General features: G+C 50.0%; 13 protein-coding genes. 6 read left to right on the top strand and 7 right to left on the bottom strand.

The features are described from left to right. Nucleotides 1-36: 36 nt before the first annotated feature. Together ACFE7X_RS12180 and ACFE7X_RS12175 are read left to right on the top strand one after the other, a co-directional pair. Nucleotides 37-2,289 (top strand): hypothetical protein, encoded by a 2,253-nt coding sequence (locus ACFE7X_RS12180; protein ID WP_375435946.1) that lies wholly within the window; start codon nt 37-39, stop codon nt 2,287-2,289. 295 nt (nt 2,290-2,584) lie between these two features. Continuing rightward, on the top strand, nt 2,585-3,259 hold the full coding sequence (locus tag ACFE7X_RS12175) for a hypothetical protein (protein ID WP_375435945.1): 675 nt from the start codon (nt 2,585-2,587) through the stop codon (nt 3,257-3,259). Between the two features lie 287 nt (nt 3,260-3,546). Here ACFE7X_RS12175 and ACFE7X_RS12170 read toward each other — a convergent pair whose 3' ends face one another. Continuing rightward, nucleotides 3,547-4,764, bottom strand: a complete 1,218-nt coding sequence (locus ACFE7X_RS12170) for a replication initiation protein (RefSeq protein WP_375435944.1) — start codon at nt 4,762-4,764, stop codon at nt 3,547-3,549. A gap of 1,700 nt (nt 4,765-6,464) precedes the next feature. Between ACFE7X_RS12170 and ACFE7X_RS12165 the strand changes: the two genes are divergently transcribed. The 3 genes from ACFE7X_RS12165 (at nt 6,465) to ACFE7X_RS12155 (ending at nt 9,771) form a co-directional block, all read left to right on the top strand. Continuing rightward, nucleotides 6,465-7,697: a replication initiation protein gene (locus ACFE7X_RS12165; protein WP_375435943.1), complete on the top strand. Its 1,233-nt coding sequence runs from the start codon at nt 6,465-6,467 to the stop codon at nt 7,695-7,697. Between the two features lie 816 nt (nt 7,698-8,513). Next, complete coding sequence (locus ACFE7X_RS12160) at nt 8,514-9,302, top strand: ParA family protein (protein WP_375435942.1); 789 nt, start codon at nt 8,514-8,516, stop codon at nt 9,300-9,302. Beyond that, nucleotides 9,292-9,771 carry a hypothetical protein gene (locus ACFE7X_RS12155; protein ID WP_375435941.1) on the top strand — a complete coding sequence of 160 codons (480 nt, stop codon included), beginning with the start codon at nt 9,292-9,294 and terminating at the stop codon, nt 9,769-9,771. Before ACFE7X_RS12160 ends, ACFE7X_RS12155 begins: the two co-directional genes overlap by 11 nt. Nucleotides 9,772-10,131: 360 nt before the next feature. Here ACFE7X_RS12155 and ACFE7X_RS12150 read toward each other — a convergent pair whose 3' ends face one another. Together ACFE7X_RS12150 and ACFE7X_RS12145 are read right to left on the bottom strand one after the other, a co-directional pair. Further along, a complete protein-coding gene (locus ACFE7X_RS12150; RefSeq protein ID WP_375435940.1) occupies nt 10,132-10,380 on the bottom strand; it encodes a hypothetical protein in 249 nt (82 codons plus the stop codon). Between the two features lie 1,516 nt (nt 10,381-11,896). Then, nucleotides 11,897-12,607 carry a GAF domain-containing protein gene (locus ACFE7X_RS12145; RefSeq protein ID WP_375435939.1) on the bottom strand — a complete coding sequence of 237 codons (711 nt, stop codon included), beginning with the start codon at nt 12,605-12,607 and terminating at the stop codon, nt 11,897-11,899. 439 nt (nt 12,608-13,046) lie between these two features. On the opposite strand from ACFE7X_RS12145, the gene ACFE7X_RS12140 reads away from it, so the two are divergent. Next, a complete protein-coding gene (locus tag ACFE7X_RS12140; protein ID WP_375435938.1) occupies nt 13,047-13,259 on the top strand; it encodes a hypothetical protein in 213 nt (70 codons plus the stop codon). Nucleotides 13,260-13,906: 647 nt separating this feature from the next. On the opposite strand, the gene ACFE7X_RS12135 is transcribed toward ACFE7X_RS12140, so the two are convergent. From ACFE7X_RS12135 to ACFE7X_RS12120, 4 genes are all read right to left on the bottom strand, one after another. Continuing rightward, nucleotides 13,907-14,647 (bottom strand): TIGR00297 family protein, encoded by a 741-nt coding sequence (locus ACFE7X_RS12135; protein WP_375435937.1) that lies wholly within the window; start codon nt 14,645-14,647, stop codon nt 13,907-13,909. A gap of 386 nt (nt 14,648-15,033) precedes the next feature. Then, nucleotides 15,034-15,258 (bottom strand): antitoxin VbhA family protein, encoded by a 225-nt coding sequence (locus ACFE7X_RS12130; RefSeq protein ID WP_375435936.1) that lies wholly within the window; start codon nt 15,256-15,258, stop codon nt 15,034-15,036. A gap of 506 nt (nt 15,259-15,764) precedes the next feature. Continuing rightward, complete coding sequence (locus ACFE7X_RS12125; protein WP_375435935.1) at nt 15,765-16,865, bottom strand: ATP-binding protein; 1,101 nt, start codon at nt 16,863-16,865, stop codon at nt 15,765-15,767. 289 nt (nt 16,866-17,154) lie between these two features. Beyond that, the gene (locus ACFE7X_RS12120) at nt 17,155-17,781 is read right to left on the bottom strand and encodes a CatA-like O-acetyltransferase (protein WP_375435934.1); all 627 of its coding nucleotides are present in this window, start codon (nt 17,779-17,781) and stop codon (nt 17,155-17,157) included. Nucleotides 17,782-18,026: the final 245 nt, after the last annotated feature.

The following is an 18,026-nucleotide window of genomic DNA, read 5'->3' as shown; positions in this document are numbered from 1 at the left end:
GTCCAAATGGAAATTTTGTTTTTAGTGTTCCAACTCTTGCTTTCAGCAAGCACCTACGCTAAGGTGGAAATGCTGCCTGCTAAGAGTTTTCAACCTAGCGAGCTAGTTGCACCTGCTTCCCCCCTGCCTGCTTCTCCGCCCACTCCCTACGAATGGGCCGGCGTCATTGGGACTACCAGTGACAATTTCTCGGTGAAACCGTGGCGTGGCGCCTCCTTTGTTCGTTCCGTAGCGTACGGTCCGGCAGGTGGTATAGTCGGGGCGGGCTATGCGGAAACGCACGAAAATGTGAGCACCTTCACCGACCAAACACGCAATGCGCGGCTGGCGCTGGCCAATAATATGCTGTCTGTTGTCGACCACGTTGACACGGATGGGACGCTATATTACATAGCCGGCAACAACAATGGCTGGGACAAGAATAACTCGGTGTACGTGGTGGCTCGCCGCTGCTCAGATCGGGGCTTGCAGCCCTTCCCGAAAGGAGTCCGGGCTACTTTTGCGGGCGACAAAGCGCACGACAGCGACGCTGGCTACGATGGGGTGATTAGCCTGACGCAGAAACTGGGGGGCTGGAACCCCGACTTTCAACGTGCCCACTATATCAGCGGCATGCGTGTAGAACGAGGCAACAGCTTGCTGGCAGTTTGCCGAAAAAACCAAGGAACCGTTGCGTTCTATAACAAAACCACCGGCGCGTTGCTCTCGACGCTTCGCGTGCCAGCGCCGGAAAAATGCGTATTCTCCCCATCAGGTGACTTTTGGGTGATAACCCAAGGAACGGTAAGGCGATACGTGAACCGTAGCACCCGCACCACCCCCAATTTTGTCTTGCAAATCACCCTCAAGGGACTGCAACAACCCGTTGCATTAGCTATGCGCCCCAATGGTGTATTGCTAGTGCAAGATGGAGGCAACCACCAGCAGGTGAAAGAATTTCAAGCCAACGGCCAGTTAGCAGGTGTATTCCCGACTACGCCCGGCGGCAACAAACTCAGCCCGGACGTTACCTTATCGAGCTTCCTGTTTGTGAACCGCGAAAGCCTAGGCACCCAGGACACCACGAACAGCGACTATGATAAGCCGCTTGGTTCCATGGATGTAGCCCCCGACGGTTCGATATGGTTGCTCGATGCCGGTAACTACCGCGTCATGCACTATAGCCTGACTTGGAAATACCTTGGACAGTTCGGCTGGCTACCTTGCCATTACAAAATTGCCGTGGACCCAAACGACGTCAAGCGGGTTCACTCGGATTACATGGAACTGGAAGTGGACTGGACACGCCCTATTCGGGGCGGCGACCAAACCCAGTTGGCTCATCCTACTTGGCTTCTGAAAAAGAACTGGGCCGCGCAACTTAGTCGTCAGTTAGGTTCTTTTCTGCACGTAGTAACCTATACCAGCAAAGGGGTGAAACGCACGTTTGCTCAGTGCCACGACGCAGCTTTCAACAACCAAGGCTGGCAAACCGAACTCGTGGAGCTTCCTAGTTCCGGGGTAGTCCGTCGCACGGGCATACATATTGATTACGGCCCCAACACCGGCCGCAGCAAGATTCTTTATCCAGAGGGTATTCGGTGGTGGGAAATAACCGACGATGGGGCCGGCAACAGGCGGCAGTGCGGCTATTTTCAACCATTTGAGGGCTTCGATAGCCACAAAAATCCTGTGTTTGGTTTGGCGCAGAAAAAGGTGGATTTCATTGCCGAGCTAGCCAAGCAAAACAACCGGCCGCTTAGCTACGGCGGGTGGAACCAGCAGGATGAGTGCCCGGTAACAGCCGATGGCACCTGGATTAGCTTCAGAGCTCCTCAAACCGAACTAGGTGCCTACCATTTAGGCGGCATCAAACCTGGGCAAACCAAATGGAATTGGTTGGCCTTGCCCAACAAGCTGATGACCAACAGTCAAGAGATTGTACCGGGTTTTTATCCGGCGCGGGGTTCTGGCTCTGATTTCGGAGGGCACACCGGAGTAGCGGTTCACGCAGTTGGCCAGTACGTGGTGTGTAGCTACGATGGCCAGAACGGTTTTTTTTCCAATCAGCACTGGTTGTACAAGCAGGATGGCACTTACCTAGGCCAGTACGGACGCTACAGCCGCGACCAACCCGAGTTTCATAATTTGGATGCCGCACCCACGGGCTATGCCAACAACACCGGTTACAGCTGCCTGCTGCAATCCGGCAACACGCTATTTGAGCTCACCACCGACGAAGCCTATTTCGGCGGTATTCACGTCCATCGGCTCCAAGTGCAGTCCCAAATACCGGCGCCAAGCAAATAGCTGCCCTTGTCGCCGGCTACGCAACAGGACATTCGGAACAGTAACTACTGTCTGCTGCTTAGCAGATGCTTCTTCAATGACTTCTTAGCGTATTAACGGTATGCTGCGCTTTGATTTAGTTCGGCCCGCGGCACAACTCCGGCATCGGAAACTGCATCAGTCAACGTGTAACCGATTTTAATGTCTGGAGTTATGCAAGCCTATACGCAGCTATAGTTCTGGCGACACACAACTATTTCGATGCAGACGAGTAGGAAAGCGAATTGTCTCAACTTCACTTCTTTAACGCTTTCTTATGCCGCGTCTTCTCTCCTTTGCGCAGTGTCGTTTGTCGTTGTTCATCACTGGCTTATTGCTCATTTTAGGGGTTAGCTCTTGTGGCATCAGCGAACAGGTGCAACAAGCCAAGGCCTTCAAGGATGCCGAGATTCGCCTTGCTTCCGTGGAACAGGCCACTGTGGCGGGCATCGACGTACTACAAATCCGTAAGGTCAGCGACTTAAGTACTTTGAATCAAGCCCGCCTAGCCGCCGCTTACGCGTCTGGTAACCTGCCGTTGCGCATGCGCCTGAACCTAGAAATCCGCAATCCTAACGACGAAATGGCCGCCCTCAATGGCCTAGACTATATTGCTCTAATTGACGGCAAGCAGGTCGCTACGGGGCGCACCACAGAACGTATTGAAGTGAGCCCCAACGGAGGCGTAGCTCTAGCCCCCATCACGCTGGAAAGCAACCTGCGCGACGCATTAGGAGAGCAATCGGGTGAGAGTTTGGCCAACTTTGCTTTCGGCCTAGCTGACCGCAGCCAGGAGCCGATGCGCCTGACCTTGCGTTTAAAGCCTACTTTTATTACCAGTGGTGGCCGTTCTATCTCGCCTACGGGCTATATAAATGTCAATAAAGAATTCACCGCTCGCCAAGCTTTAAATGCTGTTGACCAGCGCGACTCGCTTAAGCGTCGTCCTTGATTCCTCGCCTGTAAGGATAGCTGTTCCCTTTTCCATTCAAGAAAAGCTAGCCAGCACCCAGGCCATAGGTTCAGAAGGCTTGGCAATACGATAGCGCTGTCTTTCGGCCACGCCTAAACAGATGCATTGTCCAAGAGCATTACCAACCGGTACAAATTGGTTGCGCGGCATCTCGATAGTCTAATGCTATTCCTCTTGCCTAACTCGGCTGGCTCTATCTGAACAGACTTATAGCTTCAGCTCATTTTGCTCCACCTAGCACCTATCAAGCTCGCTGTAATGGTAGTTCAGTTCCTCTTAATCGCCCACTTCACTCCTTGGTTGTCGGCTTCGATAATGAAGCCCTGATCAAGGTAAACAGTCTGAAAGTGCTCTTCGAAGCTACGAGCCGTTGTTAAATTTTTACGAACCATCGTTTGGTAGATAGCGGGCAATTCCTCAAGCCGATAGCGGACTTCGGTTGATTCTTGACGAGCAGGCACTGGTTTCTTTGCTGGTATTGCACTACGTCGCTGTGCTTCTTTGTATTCGGCTGTCAAGTGTTTTTTGGTGATGGCCGCAACAATGGAACCAGCTAGGCTCTTGACTTTACCGCCCCGCTGCCGCTCGCGTTGTTGCTGTACTACGAACTGCACATAGCCGGGCTCTACATCACCCCGCTCGATCAGTTCACCCACCGCCACGATGCTAGCCGTTGCCACTCCCGCTTGCAGCAGGGCATCCTCCCAGGCACTGTTAGCGGCCAGCAAGGCCTCCCCTTCTCCGGCCGCCAAGGAAGTGAAGCGAAACTTGATTTCTGCAACGCCTTTGCCCTGCCGAATCAAGTCGTATTCAAAGGGAAGATCGGTCTTTGCCAGCTCTAGTTGGGCTCGATCCAGCACCCGCAGCCGGAACAATGGAAATTGCTTGTACTGACCTTCCAGATTCAGTAGGGCCTTGAGTTGGTCAACGGTAATGGTGCGGGTGCCAAAAGCACTGTATTCTTTGAGCAGCCAGTAAATGCGATAAGAATGAGGACTTTTAAGTTTAAGCAGTTGTACAACTTGTGCCTTGGTGAAATTGCGCTGTAACTGCAGCAGGTAAGGCATCACCTCATCATTGAAGCGCACGTGCAGGGCCCCCTCCTCCCCTCGGTATTTGGCATAAGCCATAAGAGGAATCTTGTCGAAGTCCGGATCAGAATTCCGACGATTAGCCCGCCGTGCAGGATTAGGCCGCTCGATGTGTAGAATGCGACTAACCAGTTGATTACACATACCCGCCACCTGCTGATAATCCTTGCTACTCGGCCGCCGCCCCGACAAAGCAACTACCTCCGTTAGGGGAATGCGCATTTCCCTAAACTCGCTGTCATCACGCCCAATACGTGAGAGCATGGCCATAAACAAGCGCATTTCCACCGTGGAAAGGTCAAACCGGGCGTTAACCAGCGCATTATGTTGCACCACGATCTTGCTGACGGGCAGTTCGGGCGGGGGGGTGGAATCGAACAGATTGGTTTGCATGGATAGTACACCTAATGGCAACCGGCAGTAAGTTCGACAATACGCTCAACTATTACAAGCCTGTCAACTTGTAATAGTTATCCACATTACGAAAGTCCATTCGTGCTTTTGTAATAGGCATTCGTGCTTCTGGTAATAGGGCAACGTGGTTTTTGTAATAGATAACCCATTTTTAGTCGTGGTTCTTGTAATACATCCCTCGTGCTTCTGGTAATAGGCCTGCGTGGTTTTTGTAATAGATGTGCGTGGTTTTTGTAATAGATAGCCCTCCTAACTTTATGGCTGTCAGTGATATACAGCACCCGTAAACCTATAAAGGGTTATAAATAAAGGAAACAACTGGTTTAAACAGGTCGTTTCTTTTTTATGAAAAGGCTTTTAAAAGAGTTTAATGAAATTCGGAAGGAAATAGTGGGTAAGGAATAGCTGAAAGTTGCGGTGTCGTGGTTTTTGTAATAGGCTTTTCACCGAAAGAAGGATCTATTCGTTAAATAATGCCTTTACGGGCCTTCAAAGCCTGTTTAGGAAAGCTCACGTACGCTACAAGTTCTGTTTACTTCTCGCCAAACCCACAAGGAAATAGGCTTCTATTACCAAATCCACGACGCCGTGTTCATTGATTAGCCGTAGCCTGTCGTGTTGTTGCTTATCTATTACAAAAACCACGTAGCAATTTTGACTTCTGGAGGTAGGGTGCTTTCAGTCTACTCGAGAGAAGGCAGATAAGTGGCTTGTGGGGGTGGCTCGTGGTTTTTGTAATAGATGAGAGCTTCTGAGAAATGAGAGACAGACAGCAACTCAAAGTGGAATGAAATCACACACAGTAGAAGCTAGAACTTGTACTGCCAGCCGCGCTCGGGGTGCCCTCCTCCTTTGTTGCCCTTGCCACAACAAGGTAAGTAGATTGCAAAGGCGAAACAGTTAGATAGCGCTATATCAGCAACTTAGCGTACTGTATCAACTCAAGAAACAGTAGCGCAATTGATATCAAACCTGCTTCACAACCAGTTAAATGTAGGGTAGCAGCAACTATCATCATGCAAAGTTTAAGCATGCCTATTACAAAAAGCACGAATCTTCATAGGGTGGGAAGATGTAGCTTCAAAGCAGCTTATGACAAGCTTCGTGCTTTTTGTAATAGCATGGCATAAAGCAAATGAGCCGTTTCGCTCGTGTATTCGTGCTTTTTGTAATAGCACTGCCTCCTGGCTTTAACACTTCGTAGTTAATACGTCGTGTAAGCACTTGAATATAAGATAGTTATAGGTTGTTTTAAGACAAAAAGCTATTACAAAAAGCACGAAAGCAATAGTTAAGCTTGCAGTGCTTCAATTTAGCAATCAATAAGGCCTCCCAAGTTCACTTAATCGATTAGTCGTTAAAAGATTAGGAATATTTTCCCCTAAGAATTTGGCTTTTCCTTTGTCGCTTACCTCTTAGTATAGATAAGCTGAATTGTTGGTAAGTAGTTGACAAATAGCTAAATGCACTCGATGCCTATTACTAAAACCACGACAACATGCTGAGTTAACCTATTACCAAAAGCACGAATGCCTATTACCAAAAGCACGAATGACTCTTAGCTTAGCTGCTTAAGCGAGTAGCTGCACTGCTATTACCAAAAGCACGAATGCCTATCAATGAATTGTTTTTTGTGATACTATTGCCGTATTACTAGCTACCCTTCCCTCCTATCCGCTATGCAAGGAGAACTCTTCGTCAGTGATAAGCCAGAGCCCGTCAGCAAACTGGTTGTGCAGCGCAATGACTTAGTGAATGCGCGTTTTGCACTAACGACGCTGGAGATGAGGCTATTTATGGCCATGCTCGCGCGTATCAACCGAGAGGACACCGAGTTTCATGAGCTACGAATTCCCGTGACCGAGGTAGTTGCTTTATCGGGGCGGCGGCCGAGTAGTAATGACTATCAGCAGTTGAAGGACATGTGCGCGTTGCTCGCTTCCCGGGTGATTTACATTGAGCGTCCGAGCAAGAAAAAGGCGAAACGGGCCGGCCAGGCAACAGATGAGGCTCCAAGCTTCTCGAATACCCCCCTAATGGCCTATGCCGACTACAGCAGCGAAGAACGGGCCCTAGTCGTCCGTTTCAACGACCGAGTACGTGAACATCTGTTGCAACTTAATGATGGCAATTTCACGCAGGCGCAGCTCATGCAGCTCCTCAAGCTTAAAAGTGCCCACTCTTACCGCATTTATTGGCTGCTGAAGCAATATGGCAGCTTTGGCACTCGAACCATACGGGTTGATGAACTGAAGCGGGTCCTTGACCTGGAAGGTCAGTACAAGCAATTTCCGCTCTTCAAGCTCCGGGTATTGGACCGAGCTCAGCAGGAGCTCTCACAAACCAACTTAGCGTTCCAATACGAGTTGATTCGCGGTAAAAGCAATAGCGTAGAGGAAATTCGATTTCATTTCACGCCGGTTACCAGCGAAGTCCTTTTGCCTTCCCTACCGGCCACGAGCGAGTGGCAAAAAGCTTTGCTTGAAGTAGGAGTATCGGCCAGTAGCATTGCAACCATTGGCGACCTCATCGACCGGAACGAAATGGAGCCTGGTTACGTGCAATACGTAGTTCAGCAGCAGCGTAGCAAGAGTAGTGAAGGGAAGATCAAAAGCTTGGCCGGGGCCGTGTTTACTGCCCTCACCAAAGGGCATCTGGTGGAAGAGTACCGTAAAGCCCTTCAGCGCCAGAAGAGCACCCCTCGCAAGCCCTCAGGGGCTAGTTCTTCCCCACCCCCACAGCCTATTCGCTACCGGCTCGAAGAAGCCCAAGCGGCATACGAACTAATGGTGCGTCAAAAAACAGCTAAGGGGGCGACATTTCAGGAGAACCTAACGCTGGTTTACTTGTCCCAAGGATTTCGGCAAGAGCAAGACGCTGACGGGGTAGAATGGCTAATTAAAAGCCTCTAAGTACCTTCCCTTAGCCTGATTTTCATGACCTTTCAGGTGTTTCACGTAAACCGACTGAATGGAACTAAAATCGAGGAAATCTATACCTGTATTATTCTATACCCTAGAGTAGCTTCACTTCTAAAACAGCAAGCACGAATTTCTTGCAAGTAAGTTGGCTATGTGCTCACGCAGTCGACGGTAAGAACCTTTCCTATGGGCAGCTATTCCATAATTGAGAATGGTAATGACTAGCAGATAGTTCTCTAAAACAAGGTCTTACTACAAAATTTACATACTTATGTTTATACGTATTTACATAAATACGTATAAACATAAGTATGTAAATACGTAATAACGTAAGATATCCAAAAAACAATAATATTTGTGAACTAAGCGTTTATACACACGTACGTTTGTACATATAATATATACAATACGTCCTTATGTATAAACGTATGTATGTACTAATCTGTTTTACAAGATGCTGGCTTCGCAGGTGAAAAAACACCTGGCATTGCATTTTAACACTTATGCTGCATACGTATAAGTGTTGTAATGCGTGAACGTTTACACGTAAAAATGTTCAAACGTATAGACAGATTAATGCGTAACGTTTAAACGTATATATGTTATGGCGTACGTATTATGGTTTTGTCTACACTCCTTGCTAACCCCCAGCTACAAGAAATAAAATCTGCTACAAAGCTTGGCAAAGATAGATTCATGATTATGCATTAGAACGTTTAAACGTATAGAGATAAGTATGCTTAATCGTCTCAACGTCTTTATGTAAAAATTCTTTACTTGCGGTTGCTCATCATTATTTTGCCTGTTATGCAAACTCTTTGTTTCTCAAATAACAAGGGAGGGGTAGGGAAAACTACTTCGGTCCTCAACGTTGGTCTTGCCTTAGCGCGGCGAGGTAAACGGGTCCTGTTTTGCGACTGTGACCCACAGCGCAGTCTTACTATCTCGTTCGAAGGAGCCGATATTCCAGAACACGTAGGCATGCTGCTTATGCGTAAAGGCGAGTTTTCTCTCGACGATATTCACGCGGTGATTCGGCCGGTAGGTGACAATGCCGACTTGCTACCGGCTAGCGCAGAAATGGAAGCCAACGAGGCCCAACTTCCGGGCTGGGATGCCGAGCACTCAACCCGCCTGGCCGACATTCTAGAGATGGTAGCCTCTGAATACGATTATTGCCTGATTGATACCAAAGGCAGCATAGGTACCCTTACTTGGATTGCCCTCGCTGCCACGGATCTGCTTTATATCCCAGTTGACCCCGAATTCTACGGGTTTGAAGGCTTAACTAACCTAATCAATACGTGCACCCGGCTACGGCGGCGGATTAATCCAACATTGCAAGTTGGTGGTATCTTTTTCACCAAATACTCTCCGGCTTACCGGGCTCGTCTGCGCCACGATGTCGTTGATTTAATCAAAGACCATTACGGCAAGGAGGTGCCGGTATTTCAAACCACTATTCGCCAGAGCACCGCTATTCCCAATGCTCAAATGGCGGGTACTGGCCTGTTTGACTATGCTCCGGATTCCACGGGAGCCGAAGATTACGAAGCTTTAACAGACGAAATTTTACTGCACCTCCATGCCAAATAATTCCGCCAAAACTACGTCGCGGCCTGCGCTGGACCGCTACAAAGACAAACCCCGGCCAACCTTATCGGAGAATCCTGCTGGCACACCGCCACCGGTACCAGTTATTGAGGCCCTTCGCGATACACCACCGGCCCGCCAAGAAGTAGCTGAGAGGAACTCGTTACCTGCACGCAAGCAACCAGTCTCCGATAGGGGAGGGGAGGGGCCAGGGATAGTTCCCTTGGCCAATAGCCCCGTTCCCTCATCGGTGCCGGAACAGGTGCCCTTCAACTCGCAAATAAAATTTGAAACCTATCTGCGCATCAAGCAGGCGCAATTTTACGACCGGGTCAAGATCAAGGATCTAACAGATGAAGCCCTGAATTACTACCTTGATCAATTTGAGGGAGCCAATACTCCATTGCCTCCCAAAGTACTACAGGAAGTGCTCAACCAAGGCAAAATTAAAGGCTACAAGAAAAGGGACTGAGGCAGTAGCAAAACAATCTAGGGTTGCTCGAACAATCTTGTTGGTATTCTTATCAAAGTGAGAACTCGCAGGCCCTTCATTTCATAGCAGACAACGGCCCGGTGAAACAACTTCTTAGTTGCTTCACCGGGCCGTTGTCTGCTATGAGGACGAACTTGGGTTAATTTCTTTTAGTGTCTGGATTGATGCATGTGGCTGCCGGTAACCGGCCTCCTTTGCGGATAACACTATCCACTAGCTGTGCTCTAACTAGTTTGAACGCAACCGCGCTAGCTGCTAGCATGTCACGAAGCTCGAAAACAATGTTACTTATGAGAGAAAGGCAGCCAACCTGCTAAGGAGTTCAATTGAGTATGTTGGTCAATAAAGCGAAACGAACTGGTAGGAGGGATAGTGCTCCAAGCAAGCACCCACAGGTAGAATTCGGAGTCGCTCGGGTTCTAGGCATTCTTGTTCGAGCCACCGCTCACAGTAAAACGAGCCGAGGGCGTAGAGCTCGATGCTGTAATTCTCGTGCCAGCGGTGGGCTAAGAATTGGCCGTGCTCGTGCACGTATTGGTCTTGTTGGGCCGCAGATAAAGTCTGAAAGCCTGAATGATTGAGTTTCATAGCGGCGAATAGAGGTGCAAGTAGGACGGCAGGCAGGCTTTTGTGCTTCTTCGGTGGAGGAAGCTATAGAACCAACCTGAAAAGGGGGCACGAAAACAATTTGGCAGGTCGATTACCTAACTGAAAATTGCTAACGGCCAGATCATTACTGAACTGGCAAATACCTCGGTTGCAAATCAGGTACCAATCTTTCCGAGGTTAGAAAGACGCTCTTAGGCAACAGATAACAGAACAGACACTTTTCGTCCGCAAGATTCCTCTACAAAAAGGGTATATGGCAGTGGATGCCTTACTTTCCTTGTATCTAAGCTTCTCTATATAGTTGTAGAAAAGTGCCACAATCATGCACTTGCTGAATCCGTGAACTTCCTCACCAGCCTAGCTGAAAGTCCAGAGACGTGGGTCGTGCTCACAGGTATCGAATGATGTGTAAGACGGATTGAAAGAAAACTGGATTCGGAAGTTGTAGCCGAGCGCTCAACGTCCGTCTTAGGGGAAGAGCAGCTTACTAAATTCGGGTACACTCATGTATAAAACAGGGCGCTTGCAAACAAGAACAAAGTGCCACGCATCGCTGAGAAACAGACCGCACCTTCTGTTTGAGTAGTAGACTTTTCTTAGAAAGAAGCATTTTTACTTAAAAACTAACAGTGCTCTTATAAAACTGCCCAAAGCTATACTAGTTGGCCTCACGATATGAACCACGGGCTAGTCCTGTGACACACTCTTCTGGGCCAAACAAATGCCTGAGAGGTTCACTGATCTGTTACGCACCTACAGCCAGCAAAAACGGCTGATTAGTTATGGGATGTTCTTTACTCCGCTCGTACGACGAGCTAATTAAGGTCTGCCCACTGAACTGAGTGCGGGAAATACATACTTCCGGAGGTAGGTAGAAGGATTCAGCCTCAGGGCCAAACCAGAAAGTAAGCCGAGACACGCACAACGATGCCATGCCGGAGGAGGTGTTCTACCTCGTATAACTTACCATGCAGAAGTGCCCTCACTTGAAATATGTTGTGCTAGGCAATGAGAAACGGCTGAAAGACGGATAATAGTAGAATCCGGTTCCGCCACGACTCTCTCAGGATAAAAGCAATGGTAGAGAAACATAGAAGTAGCCTAGCCGGACATTTCGACAAACCGATTCTGCCGTTACAATCCCTTTCACTTGGCCCATTCTAGAAGATGAGCAACTTCGCGAGCAACAGGTGCAACTCTCGCACATTTCAGAAACGACTCTTCTTTCGAAGTAGCTCAGCGTTTGCTCCACACTTCGTCGTTGGACAACATCAGCTGGAACATAGAAAAACGGGAAGCCCATAGGCTGGAAACTGCTATCCACACTGCGCACAAATGGAAGAAGTAACGCCCACGCCTATACTATTAAGGCAGGAAAGTTATGATGTTACTCTGCCTTTCCAGGAAAGGCAACAGAGTGAGATATTGCGTAGTTGCGAGGTGTTGCTTCTAGCCTTTGCTCTTGAAAGAACTCGAATCAGGTAGTATTGGCGGACTAGAAAGCTGTTACCGTTTCCTCGTTAAGAATACAGGCAATTAATGCGGTTTCATCGCGCACGGCTTTGTGGTAGAACTGCACCACCGTCGTATCGGGGTTTTCGTGTCGGCAGATGAGTTCGGCTAGTGTTTGGATGCGCGTTAGCGGAGAAATAATGCGGCTGTAAATACCCGACCAGAGCGCTGGCGCAGTCTGCGGGTCCTGCGCTAGGCAGGCGCGCAGGTTGAGCAGGTGCATCACCACCTTCGCCAACGACGCCAACAAGTTTTGTTCCGGCACCGAGAAAGCCCGGGCCCGCCGGTCAATTACGCACAGACTACCAATGGCGTGGCCTTGCGACGTGCGCAGGGGGTGTCCAGCATAGAATTGCAGGTTTAGGGATTTGATTATCCACGGGTCAATTAGTACGCAGGGGTCGTCGGATAGGCTTTCGAACACAGTGGTTGCCTGGTTTAAAATAGCCACCGAACACAGGCTTTCATGCCGGCCGATCCGCTCAACGCCCGAATGGCCCACGTAGCTAGCTAGATGCACCGTTTCCTTCTCCACCAACGACACTAGCGCAATAGGAGCCGCAAACAGCTTGGCCGTCAGCTGCACCAAATCGTTGAAAAGCTCTCCGCCTAAAGCACTTAGATGTTGGTACTGATTAAGGGCTTCCAGCCGGATGTCATCATCACCAGGAATCAATGAGGAAAAAGGACTCATAAGCACGAAAAATAAAAACCAAAAGCAGCGATTAATACAAACACAAGCAATTTCGAATTAACCCGACCTTAAAACGAAGACACTATTTAATACCAACCCGCTCCCACATAATTCTGCTGTTATCACTCTGTGATACTCCGTTTGCGCGTGCTAGGTTCACCTTTTTGAGTGTTAATTATTTGCCCCGCATTTTTGCGGCCTCGTCCTCCGTCAGTCCAACATCAGACAAAAAAGAAGTTACAGAGCTACAATGTCCTTTTTGTGCTTCAAACAACCAATTTAAAAACGGCGCTTTGTGCTCGCTGATTGGACAGATATCTTGTTGTACTAGAATGGGTTGAAGAGCAGAAGCAGGGAGAAAAATCTTTGCCGCAAAGATTTTTCTGCTATACATGTGGCCTGAAATGCACCCTTTTGCACATTCTGCCGTTCCCTAGGCATGTCAACACCCGTTAAACGCCCCCGTCCTCGCAAATCCAGCGAAGTTGCTGCTCCTATCGTTTCGCATGCCGACCAATTGGTTGCGCTGCACCTTCGGGAGGAAGGTAAAGTAGTTATGTACAAGCAAGATGCCTGGGGCCATATTGAAACCCGCTTTGTGCGCGCCCAGAATGTGAAAGCTTGGGAGGCCAAAGGATTTTTTGTGCGCTAATTGCCGCAGTACTCCCTCTCCCCAACTTCGAGTTACTTACTCAAGTTTTCTTAATGTGCTTGTGGTACCATTAGTACCACGGCCGTTGCCAGTATAGCTTTTAGCTCCTGCTGCCCAAGACACCGACCCAACCAGCCACGCGGCACTGAGTCGGTGGCGAAGCTGTGTCCAGCCTATAGCCTCTTATCGTTGTCTATCTAAGTTGTATTGGTACGAGTCGGGCATGAGTATAGTGTCCCCATAACTTGCCTTTCATCACGGATATGCTCCCTGGACTGATAGGTCAGCTGTGGGGCCAAACTGCTACGGCAGGCATCAGCGTCCTCACCGTTGGGCGGTATGAGAAGAGTACCCGAAGCTGCTTTCAATACGCGAACCAGATTACGTAAACCTGTTCTCCGCATCAAGCAGGCTGTTCACTAAGAATCGACATTCGACTGAAAAGAGCGTCTTCGAACTTCTTCAAGAGTTTTTGCAAGAATCGGCTTACTAGGCTTGCTGAATCGTTACTGGCTTTCAACCTCTGATGCGCTCTTGCTTGTAGATTCCTTTGGTGCTTTTTCGGTGTTAATTTATAGCGTAATCCATAGTTCCTTGGCGTAGCCTTGCTAGTCAGGTAAAATCATGTGGGCTGAAACTGGCGCGCTTCATAACCGTACGAACAGTGCATAGCAGAGCGCGGCTGTGCCTGCTCCTACAAGGGTATTGAGTGTGTTTACGGCGTTATTGGAAAGTAAGCCTTTCCGCTCTAGCGTGGCGCCAAGCACGGAATCAGCTAGATTACCGACTGCGCCAGCGAGCAGGACCCACCCAAAGTTTCGGTACTCGCCCAACCCGATACTGTAGACGGCCGCAATGAGGGCACTGCCACCCAATCCTAGTAAGGTGCCTTCCAAACTGACCACCCCATCACGCCCCCGTACATCAGGGCGCAACGTAAGAATATGGTAGAAGCGGCGGCCATACACGTTGCCTAGTTCAGACGAAAGCGTGTCGGCAGTTGCGGCGGCCAAGCTGCCAGCTAGTAGAAGCTGGAAAAACGGAGCATACGCGCAAATCAGCCAACTCAACAGCCCTGCTATACTGGCCACACCCGCATTGGCTAACGCTTGAGCAGCGGTACGGCGCCCCTGATTGGCTTCAGCCAGCCCTAGGCGTTGCTTGTCGGCACGTCTCCAAGCCGAGGCAGCCGAGCCAAATAGGAAAAAAACACTCAACAATACTAGGCCGGTAAAGCCGGCACCCAAAAAAATTAGAATGCCCAACAAGCCTCCGGTACCGGCGCCTCGCAAAGTGAGTTTGCCGGTCCGTAGACTGTAAATCATACCCGCGCTCAACACAAGTAGCGCAACAAACCAGGAAATCAACGGCGAAAATAAAGCAGACACAGGCAGCAAGCACAAGAGCTGCAAGGTATGGTATCAACAAGTAGCAATGCAATAATGGCAAGCTTTGCTCCCATACTACTTGTGAAAGCGAACTAGTCTCTGTATGCTTTCGGGGACCACACCCAAGTCAACTAGATACTTGGCACGCTCAGTTCTGGTTCCCCGTGAGCCGCGTCTTTGCCGTCGTTAGCACGTTACGCTATCCGAGCAGTTTGTTTGAAAAACTGCCTCCTGATGGATTTTAGATGTCACTTGTTTAATTGAACGGCCATCGATCTAGCTAGCCTTACCTGTGGCAAAAAAGCCAGCGAGAACCGATTGACGTTCCTGCAAAAGGAATACGACTGCGTGAGTTAGAATAAACGGCCTATTCCTGTTACGTCGTTTCAGTAGCGTGGTAAGCGTTGGGATTGCAAGCGGACAACTTGCTCCAAGGTCAGCTCGCCACGCACGTAGCGTTGGAGTAGATCCAGAGTTGCCAAACTAACTTGGGGTATTCCTGCGTCGGCAATACCTACGAGGCTCTCGGCTTTTTTCAGGCGCTGAAGCCAATGCTCCTGCTCACTTGACGAGAGAACAGCCGGTGGAGCTTGGAAGAATAATGTAGTCATTGGCAAGGTAAAATACAATAAGCTGTATTTGCTTTCTATAAATATAAACAACTAATAGTAGCCTAAACAGGAGCGAGAGGTAATTTTTAGCAATCAATGCTAACAACTCTCAATGTAGGCAAATATGCTTTCAGTACTATGCAATAATCGAACCGAATACAACTCTTCCTGTAACTGAACATGTAAAATCAGGTCAAGTTGCAACTAACATTTACTTACCCTAAGCTCTCTTTCTTACCTGTCACCTTCCCGAATGAGGTGCGCCAAGGCTAGCTGCTGCCTGCCCAAAACAGGTAGTCGTTGCAAGAAACCGTTGTTGTGGCCCGTATCGGTTCGTTCCAGCATAGACCATAAAGGCTAGCTGCTACCGTTGCCACTGCTGAATGGGCGCTAAATTATCAGTCGTTGAGCTAGTTCTACTCTATGAATAAAGCGGAGGTAAAGACAGCCATCCTGTTCAATTAATTGATTGAAAGGATGGCTGTTACCTTCATTCCGCCCTTGTTTTAACTGGTCGATGAAGCTGCCTTAGGTAGCTTCACAGTGAAAGTGCTGCCTTGGCCTTCAACGCTGACCACCGTGAGCGTACCTTGGTGGAGCGAGACAATAGTTTGACACAGCGACAAGCCAAGGCCAGTAGTGGGCTCCCCCCGCAGCCCCGGACGCCGGGCTTTGGTGAAGCGCTCAAACAAAAGCGGCTGTAGTGCCGCAGGAATACCGATGCCTTCGTCTGCTACGGTGATAAGCACACCATCGGGGGCAGTCTCTACACGCACGGTAATGCGGCCTTCGTCAGGCGTAAATTTCAAGGCGTTGCTTACCAAGTTCGAAACAACTTGCATGAGCTTACTGGTATCTACGTCGGCATACACTGGTTCGGGCGGCAGGTGCCAACTCAACTGTTTGGCTTCGCGGCCACCCATACGCTGAAACGGTTCCAGGCACTGCTGCACTTTTTCCCGTAGGTCCACCCGCTCGCGCTTCAGGGGAATGGTGGCCGATTCGAGAAACTCCTGATTCATAAGGTCCCGAATCAGTTGCACGCCGCGCTGGCTCGTGTTCTGCATCAGGTGCAGCATTTCGCTCACTTGCGGGCTTGTTTGCGCACTCATTTCTTCGCGCACGTAGCTGGCTAGCTGCTGAAGCGAGACGAAAGCGCCAGCTAAGTCGTGCGCTAAAATTTCCAGTACGGTATTTTTCTTGGAACTGTACTTGACGTTGGTTTGCTGGGCGCGTTTGCCGACTGTGATGTCGCGCAGGGTACCCCCGAGCCATATCATACCATCCGCGTCCTGCTGCCAACTAGGTAGCAGGCACAGCCACTGGTCGGGTTTGCCGGGGCGAAGCAGGCGCACCTCTACCTCATCGGAGAGCCGCCCTTGAACCCAGAGCTGCCAGCAGCGACGCAACCACGGCAGGTCGTCGGGGGGGAGATGCGCCAGCAGAGTTGGCAGCTCGTCGTTGACTTTTGCCTGGCTGCCATGCAGCACTCGTTCGTAGGCCACATTTACGTACTCGACGCGCCGGCCCTTCAGGTTGTAGATAAAGTGAATCTGCTGAGAACTAGCTTCGGCTTGGTTAAGGAAAAATGCGGCAGGATTTAACATTGCGCAAGAGGTGAAAGAAGGAGCCTGAGCGCATATACCGGTAGCTGGCAGGTTTGGTTTGAAAGGCCCTACCAGACCCAGACAAAGTGAAAAGCACAGATGGATACTGCCAGGCGCTACTGCACACTCCCTACTTCATCGAGCAAGCTTCTTTTTCTATCAAGCACAGCGTGCTTACCATCAACGTCAGTGGCGTTCAGGCCACGGAAGCCAGGCCGCTGGGGGCGCCCCGTGCACCGCAAAGCCCACGGCACTGCTGCTTGCTCCTCCTTCGTCGCCGAAGGCGCAACTAGCCCAAGCGGCGCTGAAATGCCGCCAAAAACAAACCAACATGGTACCCATCAGCCAGGGCGTGATGCACGTTCACCGATACGGGCATACGCTCAGTGGCGCCGTCCAGGTAGGTTTGGCCAAACGAAATCTTGGGGGCGCTATCGGGGCGCTGGAAGCTACGGGCGTGGGTAAGGCCCGTAAAGCGTACCCACGGCACGGCCGAGCAATGCACCACGTCGGGCCGGGCAGTGGTTTCGTTTAACCCCAAGCCACTGGTTTGCTGGACGCTGGCTATAACTGCGGTGGCAGCAATTATGAAATCAGTTAAGTTGTCCTGCTGTTCGATAAAGGAAAAGCTGAATGTGTGGTCCGGACGACCGATGGTAGCCGAGGCGTGAATACGGTCGTAGCAGTAGACTTGGCCTTGGTCGATGCGGTAGCGGAACGCTTCCACTTCGTTGGCGGCCTGCAATGCTTGATAGAGGTAATACAGAAAAAACGATACGCCCAGCCGCTGCGCTTCAAGCCGGGCGCGGGTGCAGTCCACCTCGGCCACCAGCCCGAAAAACGGTTCTTCGAAAGACGAGAAAAACGTGAAATGCTCGCGGCGCGGCCAAGTGGCCATATCTATCAAATGCTTCATGGGCGGCAAGTTCGGCAGGTTTTCAGACTTCGGCGGCTTGCCCGACGCTGACAGCACTTGATTTTCTCACGTAGGCTTGCGCCTCGCACAAGGTCTTTGCCTTCGGTACCGAAGCTACATTTCCACTCGGCCAGCTATCCATTGAACAGGCGGAAACACCACCGGCCGCGAGGATAGCTGCCAATAAACGGGCCTTTACTGGGCAAACGGATTCCCCGAAAACAGTCAGTTTTCCCTGGCAAGAC

The sequence above is a fragment of the uncultured Hymenobacter sp. genome (genome assembly GCF_964242765.1).
GTDB lineage: Bacteria > Bacteroidota > Bacteroidia > Cytophagales > Hymenobacteraceae > Hymenobacter.
This window is presented reverse-complemented; position numbering and strand designations above follow the sequence as displayed.